Source organism: Mesorhizobium sp. WSM1293, from assembly GCF_000513875.1.
In the GTDB taxonomy this organism is placed as follows: domain Bacteria; phylum Pseudomonadota; class Alphaproteobacteria; order Rhizobiales; family Rhizobiaceae; genus Mesorhizobium; species Mesorhizobium ciceri.
The window spans coordinates 172,406-184,765 of sequence record NZ_AZUV01000010.1 but is presented as its reverse complement, the minus strand read 5'-3'; the positions used below and the strand labels follow the sequence as shown (position 1 = coordinate 184,765).

10 protein-coding genes are annotated in these 12,360 nt (G+C 55.4%); 6 read left to right on the top strand and 4 right to left on the bottom strand.

Features of this window, described 5'->3' with window-relative positions; all coding sequences use genetic code 11:
* Window positions 1–25: 25 nt before the first annotated feature.
* Window positions 26–688 carry an NAD(P)H-dependent oxidoreductase gene (locus M729_RS0114285; RefSeq protein ID WP_027161951.1) on the bottom strand — a complete coding sequence of 221 codons (663 nt, stop codon included), beginning with the start codon at window positions 686–688 and terminating at the stop codon, window positions 26–28.
* Between the two features lie 1,694 nt (window positions 689–2,382).
* Here M729_RS0114285 and M729_RS1000000136495 point away from each other — a divergent pair.
* Window positions 2,383–3,540 (top strand): hypothetical protein, encoded by a 1,158-nt coding sequence (locus M729_RS1000000136495; RefSeq protein WP_156949298.1) that lies wholly within the window; start codon window positions 2,383–2,385, stop codon window positions 3,538–3,540.
* Window positions 3,537–3,974: a hypothetical protein gene (locus M729_RS0114270; protein WP_027161949.1), complete on the top strand. Its 438-nt coding sequence runs from the start codon at window positions 3,537–3,539 to the stop codon at window positions 3,972–3,974. The genes M729_RS1000000136495 and M729_RS0114270 overlap by 4 nt, the downstream gene beginning before the upstream one ends.
* A 505-nt stretch (window positions 3,975–4,479) precedes the next feature.
* Here M729_RS0114270 and M729_RS1000000138405 read toward each other — a convergent pair.
* Window positions 4,480–4,899: a hypothetical protein gene (locus tag M729_RS1000000138405; RefSeq protein ID WP_156949297.1), complete on the bottom strand. Its 420-nt coding sequence runs from the start codon at window positions 4,897–4,899 to the stop codon at window positions 4,480–4,482.
* A gap of 33 nt (window positions 4,900–4,932) precedes the next feature.
* Here M729_RS1000000138405 and M729_RS0114260 point away from each other — a divergent pair, with 33 nt between their 5' ends.
* The 4 genes from M729_RS0114260 to M729_RS0114245 all read left to right on the top strand — a co-directional run bounded on the left by M729_RS0114260 (window position 4,933) and on the right by M729_RS0114245 (window position 8,439).
* Window positions 4,933–5,406, top strand: coding sequence for a hypothetical protein (locus tag M729_RS0114260; protein WP_027161947.1), 474 nt, complete (start codon window positions 4,933–4,935; stop codon window positions 5,404–5,406).
* 573 nt (window positions 5,407–5,979) lie between these two features.
* The gene (locus M729_RS0114255; protein WP_027161946.1) at window positions 5,980–6,405 is read left to right on the top strand and encodes a hypothetical protein; all 426 of its coding nucleotides are present in this window, start codon (window positions 5,980–5,982) and stop codon (window positions 6,403–6,405) included.
* Window positions 6,406–6,499: 94 nt separating this feature from the next.
* A complete protein-coding gene (locus M729_RS0114250; protein ID WP_156949296.1) occupies window positions 6,500–7,024 on the top strand; it encodes a hypothetical protein in 525 nt (174 codons plus the stop codon).
* A complete protein-coding gene (locus M729_RS0114245) occupies window positions 7,024–8,439 on the top strand; it encodes a trypsin-like serine protease (protein WP_027161944.1) in 1,416 nt (471 codons plus the stop codon). Before M729_RS0114250 ends, M729_RS0114245 begins: the two co-directional genes overlap by 1 nt.
* Window positions 8,440–8,760: 321 nt before the next feature.
* Here the strand turns inward: M729_RS0114245 and M729_RS0114240 are convergent, their stop codons facing one another.
* Both M729_RS0114240 and M729_RS0114235 read right to left on the bottom strand, forming a co-directional pair.
* Window positions 8,761–10,461: a hypothetical protein gene (locus M729_RS0114240; protein WP_027161943.1), complete on the bottom strand. Its 1,701-nt coding sequence runs from the start codon at window positions 10,459–10,461 to the stop codon at window positions 8,761–8,763.
* Window positions 10,458–12,179, bottom strand: a complete 1,722-nt coding sequence (locus M729_RS0114235) for a hypothetical protein (RefSeq protein WP_027161942.1) — start codon at window positions 12,177–12,179, stop codon at window positions 10,458–10,460. The genes M729_RS0114240 and M729_RS0114235 overlap by 4 nt, the downstream gene beginning before the upstream one ends.
* Between the last annotated feature and the right edge of the window lie 181 nt (window positions 12,180–12,360).

The window sequence follows — 12,360 nt, the reverse complement described above, 5'->3', positions numbered from 1 at the left end:
GTTGGCGGCCGCTCGTTGCAAGACCTCAGGCGGCCGCCTTGAGGCCGGAAGCGATCGAACTGGCCAGCGCCCTTGCCTTCGCTTCGGCCTGTTCGACCGATTTTGCACGTCGCTCGCCGCCAAACTCCTCATACTCCGCCGATATGGTGTGGATGTCGGAAGCGCCAAGATAGTGCGCACATGCAGCAATGCCGGGATCGAGTGCATTCATGTGCTGACGGATGCCGTCCTGAAATCCGAATTCGCCGCGCGAAGACACCACCACCAATGTCTTGCCGCGCAGGATTGGCTCGATCGGGAAGTCACCGCGCGAGAGGTCGAAAGAGAAAGTGCGTCCGATCCGCGCGATCTGGTCGAACCAGGCCTTGAGAGCCGCTGGCATGTTATAATTGTACATCGGCGCCCCAAGCACGATCACATCGGCTTTTTCGACTTCGTCGATAAGCTCGTCAGAGCAGGCAAGCGTCGCCTTCATGGCGTCGGTTCGCGCCTCGGGCTTGGTGAAAGCTGCGGCAATCCAGTCTTGGGTCATGAACGGTGGCGGATTGGTGCCGACGTCGCGGTAGATGACTTCATCCTGACCGCGCTCAGCGAGCCAGGCATCGACAAATATCTTGCCGAGCCGGCGGGAGTGCGACCGTGCGACGCGGGCGCTCGAATCTATGTGCAGTATCGTAGGCTTTTTCATCGGGCCACCTTTGTAAGCTGTAGATGGCCGGGGTTACCGTGGTGTCCGCTCAAGAGCAAAATCGAACTGCTCAAGCGCCTATGAATTGCGCTCAACCCTGCCTGACGTCGCCCTGCGCCGCGGTGGCGGAGCAATACCCCGTGCAGAGCCACGATCCGCTGGATGCCGGTCTTGTTCATCCGCTCCAGCGCCCGCGAGATCGCCGAGATGCTTTGCCCCTACCTCCAGCGCTCAGCCCAGCCTTCTGTGCCGTCGTGAACCAGATCCGTGACGTCACCATATGCCACCTCCTCATCCTCACAGATTAGAAGGTGTTCCGTTGACCGGTTGAACCCGCCGGCGCAAAGCAGCCATTCGCTGAAGCTTGATCAGACTGAATGTCAGGAACGAGGCCCTTTTACAGACGCTGATCGCTCGGTCTCAGCAGACTGCTGCCCAGGCATCAATGCGTCGCTGAGCCTCGTGGCAAGTCGAGAACTATGCGCCACGTAGCCAGCTTGATGATCTGAGCGAGGTTGCCGTCATCACCAAGGACAAGGTCAGCCGGGCACTGGCCACGGCGGAACTGCCCAAGCACTCCCGCGATCAGCCGGAACGCCCCGAGATGCCTGACCTCGAGGTCCATATCGATCTTGGCGGCGGCCCGCGTACCGTTGGGCGGGCTTCTAGCCAAAGCGACTGAGAGCCGCGTAGAGCGTTTCGAGCGCTTGCCTATTAAGGGGGTTCGAGTCCACGTTTTGGATAAGGAAATAAAAGTATAAACAAATCAATATGTTATAATAGGGTTATGGTGGGCTCGGAGGATGTTTGGAAAAGAAGCTAAATCAAGCAGTTAGGAACTAGTGGGACAGCAAAGCATTCAAATCTGCTCCAATGTTTTTCGATGTTCTTGTCCCACCTACACCGCTGCATTTCAACCGATGAACGCCTCACTCGCCCTATCTCGCGAAGACGATCGTGACGATGTTTCAGTCTCTCATTGGAAAGTCGCGGCAGCACCATTAACGACGTTCTTCGACGAGCAAGGAGCGTCTCGATTGGAGGAAAGCGGAAAGGCTGCTTCGGGGAGCACGACTATAAAACCGGCCATTCGTTAAAGATGTCGCTGCGCCAATCAGTCGAGGTTCAGCAGTTCGACGCTCTGAATAACCCCTTTCAGCCACCCTGACCCGACCACATGAGCCGCCCGAGCGTACCGACGGATCGATCATGTTATTCGTCGCTTAGATAGAATGAGAAGTGGACGGAGAATCCGATTGGTAACGCGTTCCAAAGAGCAGCTGCGTAAAGCTCATTCGGAAAGCGCAGCGAGCGACGCATCGACCTCTGCAATGTTGCCAAAGCTCTGGGACAGCATGGCAGAAGACATGGGGGGTTGAGCGGAAGCGTGCCGCCTCTTGCCGCTCCAGCTTGCCGTTGGCGATTTCAAGCAGCCAATTGCCGACAGCCTTGCACCACTCGTGCTTGTCCTCGCGCGAGGCGAAGCCACTAGCGCAAACCGCATCTGGCTTTCAGCATCCGCGATTAGATCCCCGCGGCGGGCTAACGCGCGTGTCAAAATCCGTATCTCGTCTGTGAGTTCGGCATGTCGCGCTGATCCAGCGATGGCGGCAAGGCCCATGATGAGCGTGAAAGAAATGTCATGTCCTGCGTGAATGCCAGCGATACGGCACTTTGCGCAGCAGGCCAGCGATATGGCTGGCTATCTCGGTGTCGAAGCGAAAAGTCAGAGAGAAGTTTACAACGCTTGCAAAGACTCTAGCTTCGAGAACTTTTGCACCATTGGATTTGCGCAGCTCTCCCAGCGGATCAGCAGTAGCGATCTTGGGACGGCGAAACCGGCACCCCACGAACCTGGGGACGTTCAACTTGACGATGTGTGCGCATTGGCACACGTTGGCGCCAGCAGCCACATACTTGTTTTGATGTTACGGCAGAGAATGAAAACCGGAGCGGCACCTGAACTGACCCAACGCCAAGTTCTTGTGAATTTGGGCAATCGCTACGTGCTCTTTGGTCCTGATGCTACGCGGCCAGAAGCTCTCAAATTTCACCCTGACAAAGACTCCGAACTTCTGCCTCGGGTGTCAGACGAAAGTGAAGTCGCCAGCGAGAGGATCATCGAAACCGCTCGGGCATCCGACGCTGATACGCTTCAACCTGCCAATGATGCGACCGGCTACGACCTCGTTGCTCAAGATAGCAGAGGTCACCGTACGTATATCCAAGTCAAGGTAAGAGAGCGCGACCCAAAAGCGAGGGACTTCGAGGAGCTACTAAAGCAAATCACTATCGTTCCAGAAGCCGAGTCAAGCTCTGAGGTCTGGTACTTCAATATCGAGCGTTTAAAGCTTGCGATACTCACGCAAGATTCTAAAGGTTACCTAAAAGAAACCATTCTAAGACCTCTCGACGTTTGGGAAAAAACAGAAAGTGGAATATTTCGAAGAGAGCAAGTCGTTGAGAGGGTAGAAGATTGGACTCAACGAATTGCAGCACTTTATGCAGACATCGAGCGCTGGCTTTCAGATCGGGCCAATCTGAAGATTGAACAAGCCAGGTCAGTTGTGATGTCTGAGGAGCTAATGCAGAAATATGCGGTTCCAGAACGCGAAATTGCAATCCTGGACGTTCTCGAAAAAACCGAGCCAGTTTTAAGCTTCGTACCCCGTGCTTTATACGTCCTCGGAGCGCGCGGCCGTGTCGATGTTATCACGAGGAACGGGACTCATCTTCTTGTAGACCAAGGCGTGCAAGGCAGACCGAATTGGCGGCTGGTCTCACAGGAGTCCCGAAGGGAGACGATAGCGTTCGATGAGACGGCACTGGAATCTCTGGTCGGAGCACAATGACCAAGCTCACCGATACGAAGCGGGCATATGACAAACTCGCTGATCTCATAGACCAAGAGATTCGAAAGCGAAGTGGTTCGGCAAAGGACCTTGAACGTTTTCGACAATCATTAGATGTAGCCTTTTATCTACTTGGTTGGGCTCAGTTCGAGTATCTTGTTCGGAAGGAGGCAGAGGATCAAGTATCGAACAATGCGAGAGCCCATGGTTTAGATGGTCATGCATGGCGTTTTCTGAAGGAAAATATGAAGTCACTTTCAGTACGCCGCCGCCTAGACATAATATTCCACGCAGATCAAAAAGCGCGGTCAGAGCTAGACCGGGACTACGATGTTCGAAATGATGCGGCACACGACTATAAACACCTGCCGCAGGAAGTTCGAGATATATCCGCGTGGCTTGGAAAATTGGAAACGCTTGTCGACAAATTCTAGATTATAAAGCTGTCTGGCCTAGTACGGGACAGGCCTCAGATCTGCGATCGCGCGATAAATATGCCGACCTCGTTGCCGTATGCGAATTGCTCGCTCGTGTCAGGCCGCGGACTTGGTCGAGAATCCTAATCTCTAGACCGTCAACCAGCTATCTATGACTATAATGAATCTTAGAAGGCAGTGGAAAGGGCCCTGTTCCGAACGGCAGCGGGAACATCGCCACTGCAGTGTCTTGTTACGGGAAGGCGGGCCAAACAGTCTCTACGGCCGCTATGGGCGCATTGCAGACTGGCTGCTCTTGGGACGTAAGCAGCTCGTCCGTTTTCGGGATCAAAACGCCAACCAGCGGTGACGACCTCACTTGCCGCTGTTCGCCTTGGCAATTCATTCGCGCAATAGCAGACATCCGCGACCCTCTGGCGATCTAGCAGGCCGTCCAGTCTAACAGGATTGAACACATCACTGATTATCACTGATCAACAATTGACAAAAGTTATTACAACGTTTACACCGCCTTCATGCCCGGATGAGCCGGGCCATGGGAAAACCAATGGCTGCTTTTGACCCTACCAAATACCAGCAATTCCCCAATGGACCGCTGACGCCGCAAACGATCCAACGCCTTGTGGCGGTCAAACAAAGGACCGGGATGGCTTATGCCGCTTTGGGTGGCAAACTTGGTTTCAGTGGAACATTCTTGCATAATCTGATGAACAGGAATGCAAACGTTGGCACTCAGCATGTTGAGCGGATCGCTACTGCAATCGATCTCCTGGAAAACCCGGATCAGTTGGCCGAGGCTCCTGCGAATGAGGCGGGTATGCTCCAACACAGCTTCCATCTCCGCCCCGGCCTTCAGATTAGAATCGATCTGCCCGACGATCTGACAGACCGGGAAGCCGATCGATTGGCCCGGTTTGTTCAATCTCTCCCCGTCGCATGAGCAGAAAGCAAGACCATGACCCATATTGCCGCCGCACGCGCCATGAAGATGATAGAGGGGTGCGTTGATCCGAAGAGCCTCAGGCAAATCGCCGCAAATGCCCGTCGAAAAGGTGAGCAGGCTGTTGCCCGCGCAGCTGATTTGCGTCTCTACGAAATCCTTCCATCGGAAAAGCCGGGCACATTTGAGCATGATGTATGGCGAAGCATCCACGCGTTGGAAGGCACCCTTACGGGCGAACGCGAAAGGACGACGCGGTTGGGGCGAACTCGTCCAAAGATCGCCCGAGTGGGCGAGTTAGAGACGATCAAGGATCTGATCCTTGGCGCGAAACCATCGGAGGGTTTCTTCATGCTCATCGAACGCCAAATGGCCGAGCTGACTTTCGAAGCGGTCGCCCTGCGACATCCTGAAAGGTTTGACGACTCGGTGTTGGATGCCGCAGCGGCACGATTGCGATCGGTAGGAATTGAAGTCGATCGGCCTTAACGACGGTTGGTAGCTTTCATCAAGCTGGAACTGAAAGCTGCCCTCCGCAACCCACAAACAACAGCCCTGAAGCCGGACAAACGCCGCAGGCCCGCATGTGATGCAGGCGCAGCTTTACTGCGGAGCCCACATGAACGACGTTATGGGTGACCACCGCGTCTGGAGGCAGCACGTTTCTCATTTGTGGTCGCACGGAGCCAATGGAACGAACGCCTGTCTCGAAGCACCCGGGCAACGGATCGGTGCGCGCCAAAGAAGAAATGGCGGATAAGCGCAGTCCTGCGCGCGTCCGCAACAGCGAACGATTGGCGAGCACTGGACGAAGAAAATTCGCTTTCGCCGCTGGCGGCCCCCTTTGGGTAGACCGATCAAACCACCTGTAACGCCCGTGTCACGCCACTGGTGAGACAACGCGCTCTGTCAGCAACCCGCAAGCGAACGGCGGGCTGCAGCCAAGGCATCCAATGCCGGTTCGTCCCCAGCACAACGGCTTCTTCCGTCGCGCTGGCATCCTCCCAGGCGAATCGGCTTGCCTTGCGATCTTGAAACGCGGTCGAGGCACAGGTGGTTCAAATGCGCGTCCTCACATTGCTTCTCTTCATCTTCTCCGCCGTAACGCCGACTGGCGCGGCAGGAATTTTCATCGGTGACTTCTGCATCGACGGTGCGTCCACCCAGGCAGAAAGCGACCAGACGATTTATATGGCCGACGCCAAATGGACACGCATGGTTCTAAAGCCGCGTACGCGTCAGGCGTTGAAGATTCGGGCGCTCGCCTGCCCAGGGCGCGATATCGAGACCTGCGATGCGGAACTGTCGCGCCAGCTCAAATCCGGCGGTTGGAACCTCGATGGGACCACGATCGACGTCGCCAAAGGGCTCTCCGCGAGGGTGCCGCGCCCTCGCGCCGGCGGCGTGGATTTTCCTGCCGCGTTAACCAACTCCGGCGCCTTCATCGCTGAACCACTGACCGGCGCTATCACACCCTCTCCGCTCTAGGCGAACTCTTCACCGTCGGCGCGATCGTCGCGCCCGACGATTAGCGTCTTCTCAGCCGCATGCTGGGTATCTCGCAGAATCAGCCGGCTCTGTCATGAACAAACCAAGGAAGAGAAAAATGCCAATATCGCTCCGCGTATTTCCCAAGATAACCAATGTTTGTGTGGGTGCAGCTTCGCTGCTTGGCCTGTGTTCCTGCGCAGCCTATACCCCCGTTGACGTGGCAAAACCTAGTAACATAACGCTGGTCGACGCGACGCGCGAGATCGGCAAGAGTTTGGTCGTGTTGAAGCAGGAGCTCGACCAAAATCATATGCGGGCAGGCCTTCTCATCGACGAGGTCAACGCGACATTGAAGGTGACGGCAAACGCCACCCAGGGCGGCTCGCAGAAGCTCACCGTAGACGTCGCCAACACGGCCTTGGCGGGTGTTGGTCTGGGCGCCACCGTGACTGGCGAACAGACCTCTACGGGCTACCGCGAGAACACGATCAGCCTGAAGTTCAAGAACATTTACACGACGACGCTTAATGCGCCGGGGACCGCCAAAATCGGCAAGGACGGCGGCGGCATCACAATATTTTCCTGCACCGAATCCGGTGCATGCGGAGGCCGGTGATGCGCTCCCCCAAAATGATCCTCTGGACGATCGCGGCGCTTGCCTCCATGCTCCCCAGTCACGTTCTGGCTGCGGATTTCTCGATCTCGTCGACGTCGACGAACACTACGTTTTCCTCAGTATCCGACGGCCAGCCGCAAACCGCCAGCGGCACCGGCCCGGTCAGCGCACGGGCCGACGGGACGATGGCGAGCATGTGCACCCCTTATGGGCGCATCAGTACGGCATCCGCCGACGCCGGCGTCTCCTACTCCGATCAGAACGCCGATGGTATGTTTGTCGAGCTGCGTGCCTCCGCCTTTGCTGCGGGTGGACATTACCGCACATGCGGCTTCTGCGGTCCGAACGATCAATGCGTTCTTATCGACGGACACGATACAACTGCGCGCAGCGAGGGCGGCGCCGTCAGCGTAACCAAGATCGAGTTCAGCAAAGAGCTCAACCATTCCGCCTATACGATAGCCGTGGCGGCGACCGGCGCCACGAGCGAATTGTCGATTGCGCTCAAAGCGCCGGACGGCACGACCACCTCGGTCGACCCAAGCCACACGGCTGCGTTGAACGTGGAGCCCAAGGAAGGGGACGTCTACTTCCTGACGGTCGGCACTCACGTGGCGGCAAGCAATGCCGGCGGTTGTTGCGAGAGCCGAGCTGAGCACTCGTCGGCCGTCAAGGTCAGCGTTACCCCCCATGCGATCATTGCGTCCGAAGAGCCGCTCGATCCGTACATTCTTGGCGGAACGCCGGTGGCGGACGGCCTGTACGATTCTGTCGTCGGTATTCTGCTTGACGGCAGGATCCATTGCTCGGGCGTGGTGGTCGGCAAACGCACGGTGTTGACTGCGGCGCATTGCATCGAGGGCTACGAAACCGCGATAGCTGAAGGAAAGGTTCAGCTGTTTCTTGGCAATAGCATCTTCGAGCCTGGCGCCCTGAAACAGGTAGTCGACGCGGCCTTTCCGAAGGGCGAAATGGGCATCCAATACAAGCGCACCAGGAACTCAATTCAGCATGACATCGGCCTCATGTACACCGCCGCGGACATCGGCGCTCCCAATGCCGCGCTACACAAACTCGACCCGACCTGGTCCGATATCAAGAAGAGCTATTCCGCCGAGCTTACCTTTGTCGGCTTTGGCCTCAAGGTTATGAAAGGCGGAAAGGGATCTGGCGCCGGCGTCAAGCGGGAAGCGACATGGCGTTACTCGGACCTCGATACCTTCAATTTCTACTTCAAGGGGCAGGCATCAAACACCTGTAGCGGCGATTCAGGCGGACCAGCCTTTCTGCGTGAGCAGAAGAGCGGTGACCTTATTTTGGTCGGCATTACCTCGGCTGGAGATCAGAATTGTACGCGCGGAATCGAGATGCGTGTTGATGCGCATAACCAGTGGATCGATAGCCGATTGCAATAGAGGCCGGATCGGCTGCCAGTAATTGTCCTTCCAACTCACCGGCTTCTCGACTACCGGAAAAAAGGGCACCCGAGCGACCGGTCGGTCCCAAAAAAACAGCACATAAACCGCAGTCCTGCGCAACCGCTTTCCCAAAGTAGCCGCTCGAAACCAGTCCGTATCCCGCCTCATCTCAGACGTTAGTGTCGGTTCCGACATCCCGCAGATCCGAAGTCAGATCCTGAGGTCGTTTCGGCGCCGGTAGCGGAACGGCGGCTTATGGAGAATATCGTCGAAAAAGCGGTTTGCGTATGATGAACCTCAAAAGCGGGTTAAACGGCTCTAACTGTTGATGAGCCAAAAATGCGGAGGTATCGGCAGTCGATAATGCCGACAAGCTGCCATAAACAACACACTCAACCCAGATTTCACGGCGCTTATTTCGTTGATGTCCGTGCAGTTCTCCATAGCCAAGTTGAGGGTATCAGCGACCTCTTCGAAGCCTCTCTGAGGCGACAAATCGGTTACACACACACCGTGATCGGTCTCTCCCCGCCATATTTGTGCATCTGTCTCTGCGTCAGGGAGCCACGCCTGGTATGTACAGTTCGGTAGAAATCTCGCGAGGCGCTCTTTGAATACCACTTTCTCATCATCGCTTGCTGCCAGATGCTCCAGCCAAACGAAGAGATAGGGGTACAAGACGCTCCCACTGCACGCTTCCGCGCGGTAGGAAGCGTCAGCGCTCACGGGATGATTAAGAAGGTCCACATAATCGCGGAAGCAAGTCGGGTAATGTGAGTTGATACTCAATGCCAATGTAGTTTGATGGGCGACTGATTTCAGCCAAGGCACAAATTTCGGGGTCGAGCCCGTCATTTGCGCAAGGTACATGACCAACGCAATTTCGATCATGTGGTCGTCTTTGAAGGGCGAATTAAGTGTTGGGTTGGAATTAATTAGGTGGACCATCGTGTCCAAGACAAGGCCGGTACTTTCTGTCAGGGCCCTCGCAAACTCCGCGTCTTCGTCCGCAAAGTTCTGAGCTAGTGAGGCTGTCCAGCACCCCCGAATGGCCAGGCGGCCAAGGAGCTCGAATAACGCCAGATTGACATCCACCGCCTCGCGTGACCGAACCGACGTTGAAAGGGCATGAAGCCACTTGCTATGTTCGAATGCAGTCTTAGCCAGATACCGTTCGGAACATGCCAGGTAGAGCTTGATAAATTGATCGAGTAGGACTTCTAATGCTCGATCATGCTGGATTGGTCGGCGTCTTGGCGGCTGGGTGCGTACTACATTCCAGCACAGCATAACGCCCAACTCAGAGACAGCGTAGATACTCTCCAAATTGCCTGCTTCGATAGCCCAGGTGGTTACTGCATTCAGGCAGATATAGGCTTGCCTCAGGCGAAGAAGCTGGATGTTTGGCGCTAGCTCCTCCTCAACCAATAGATTGTGCAGAAATGCACGAGAATACTCGTAGCAAGCACTCGGCTCATTCACCATCGCGACCGCTTTTTGGAAGCTTCGCCGGGGCGCTTCATCCAACAATTCGCGCGCGAGCAAGCTGCGCATCATGAGATCCGCCAAACGGTCTCCATTCCATTCCTGATACTTGACCTTGTCCGTTTCGTTTTGCGTTGAATAACCGGCCCAGTTCATGAGAACGGTTTCATCTAGCTCACCGCCGCAACACAGAATTATTCGGACAGGAAGTCGCGCATGTTCGGCCGCCACATTTGCGCGCAGGTAAACGTCGCGAATCTCGTTCAGCTCAGGGCGCACCGCCTGTACCCCGTCATCCCAATCGCGCCTTGTGATATTCCCTGCCTTTATGCAGAAGAGGTATAAGAAACGCTCTTCATCCTCGCCTTTGATTTTGCCCACTGCTGCAATGTCCACGCCGTTCTGGCGCGTGCCGATCATCGGCGTGTTCAGCACCCGTAGGCCGATCTCCGAGAGCAGGTTTGGGAGTACAGATTTGTCCAAGTCCCCCCGCTCTTTAAGCGATGCGAGGTACTCCTTGAGGATGATTTTCATGCTGACCGCCGCTTCATCGCGCGAAAGAATGTGAGCCTCGCATTGAAGCCAACAGGGTCGATGACCATCAGCCGGGGCAATTCGACGCTGTGTGAAATCTCGGAAAGCGCTGAAATGTTCGGATGTTTCTTCCCTTCCGCGCCATGAACAATCGAAAAGCTCTTTCGCCCATATAGCAGCGTATGACGTGTCACCAGACTGGCAAAGATTGACCTTTCTTGAGCTAGTTTCTGAATGTCTCGATTACGATCCCGATCTTTCATCGCAACTGCGCGCCGGTGCTCAATCGATGGAAGTAGTTCAACCAAGTCCCGGGCCCTCTCAAGACCGGCAATATGCGTGTCATGTTTAGAAAGCAGCCTCTTTGCGCAACTCGAGATGCGCTTGGAAGCGTTTGAACACTGCTTCTCAAGGAAGTCCCGCAGATTCCCACCGTAGCTCAAGAGCAATGGATCAAACAAAAGCTTTTCAGCCGCCGATTGCGCTTGCGGCTGCCCATACTTGATGATGCTCAAGAGAATTGCAGCTGCCGCCACCTCATGGTGCCACAGGAAACCGACGCACTTTTGCGCTATGAAAATCTGGTCATTGGCATGAGCTGGCAGATGCTGTTTCTGGATCCAAACGTCAGCCCCTTTGGGACCTCCGCTCAGCAGATCCGCCAGAAACGAGCACAGAGCAAACTCCCCCCCATTAAGCCATGCTGCAAAGAGATAAGAGGCATGTTGCGGGCTGCTCATGGCCCAGCTAGCGAAGGAATGGTAATCCCGCTTATCGGCCTTCTTATCCAGACCAGGAATTAACGCAGCGAAAACGGGAGCAACCCGCTTGAAATCCCAACGGCCATCATTCTTTTTGATGGCATGGTCTAGATTGCTGAGTGTCGCGGCGCTGTTTGACGGCAACGTCTCAAGCATGCCAAGCACCTGATCGATATTGTCTTTCGGCAAGGCTCGTTCGTAATAAAACAACATTGCAGAAAGGAGGCTCAGCTCATTTGCGCCCCCTTTCTTCCCGATGGTTTCGATGAATTCCCGCTGTCGATAGGGGTTCGAAGGCCCCAACTTCTCCCAGAGCCTAAAAGCGGCCTCCATGGCCGCAGCCCGAAGGTCGGGATCTGTTTCGCGTTCGACGAAGCCGAACGCATCATCCACGCCCTTTTTTATGTCACTCACGGACATTATTTCTATTCGGCCAAGTGCTCGCAGCCCAATAGCGCTCACGGAGCTGTTGGTGTTCCGGATAAGATCAAAGGCCAGCGCCGCACTACCAACGCCTGCAACCACGAAAACCCCGTGCGCCAAGCATCGATCGTCCAATCCCTTGATACCATCAATGATCTTGCCAGCCTCCTCAGGATGATTTTTGGACCAGATACCGAGCGAAAGGTTTGGCATGCCCGCCGCACCATCCGATCCCGCCTTTTTAACCAGCATATGGACAATAGCTAAAATCTCGCGATGCGGGCAGTTGAGGTGTGGAATAGCCTCATTCAGCGGATGCACTGCGATCCAGAACTCATTGTGTGCAAGTTCTTCGATTGCTAGCAAATTCCGATCAGATGTCAGCTTGACTAAGCCCGCATTGTGCAATTCGCACAAAATATCGCCTAGCCCGTTTCGCTGAGTTCGCAATTCTTCTAGCGCCAAAGCTTGTACCAAGCGGCCTTGCTGTTCGGCATTGATCAAATCCGGGCGCGGGTCGCGTGAGTTGTTCATCTGTTAGAACCGAATCGTTGAGCTAAGCTGACACTAACAATTCCCGCCTGTCGTCGGTCCTCAATTCCATCGAGATATGGCTGCTTTCGCGATGAAAAATATCGATCCAAACGTTCGATTCGAGGCGCAAAGCCTCGGGGAGAATCGAGTCCCCGTTTACTCATGCAATCCGCTCATGGAC

Excerpts from the sequence above, each read along its gene's own strand:
- M729_RS0114240 (WP_027161943.1), bottom strand. The coding sequence starts at position 10,461 with ATGAAAATCATCCTCAAGGAGTACCTCGCATCGCTTAAAGAGCGGGGG.
- M729_RS0114250 (WP_156949296.1), top strand. The coding sequence starts at position 6,500 with ATGAACAAACCAAGGAAGAGAAAAATGCCAATATCGCTCCGCGTATTT.
- M729_RS0114255 (WP_027161946.1), top strand. The coding sequence starts at position 5,980 with ATGCGCGTCCTCACATTGCTTCTCTTCATCTTCTCCGCCGTAACGCCG.
- M729_RS0114235 (WP_027161942.1), bottom strand. The coding sequence starts at position 12,179 with ATGAACAACTCACGCGACCCGCGCCCGGATTTGATCAATGCCGAACAG.
- M729_RS0114285 (WP_027161951.1), bottom strand. The coding sequence starts at position 688 with ATGAAAAAGCCTACGATACTGCACATAGATTCGAGCGCCCGCGTCGCA.
- M729_RS0114260 (WP_027161947.1), top strand. The coding sequence starts at position 4,933 with ATGACCCATATTGCCGCCGCACGCGCCATGAAGATGATAGAGGGGTGC.
- M729_RS0114245 (WP_027161944.1), top strand. The coding sequence starts at position 7,024 with ATGCGCTCCCCCAAAATGATCCTCTGGACGATCGCGGCGCTTGCCTCC.
- M729_RS0114270 (WP_027161949.1), top strand. The coding sequence starts at position 3,537 with ATGACCAAGCTCACCGATACGAAGCGGGCATATGACAAACTCGCTGAT.
- M729_RS1000000136495 (WP_156949298.1), top strand. The coding sequence starts at position 2,383 with ATGGCTGGCTATCTCGGTGTCGAAGCGAAAAGTCAGAGAGAAGTTTAC.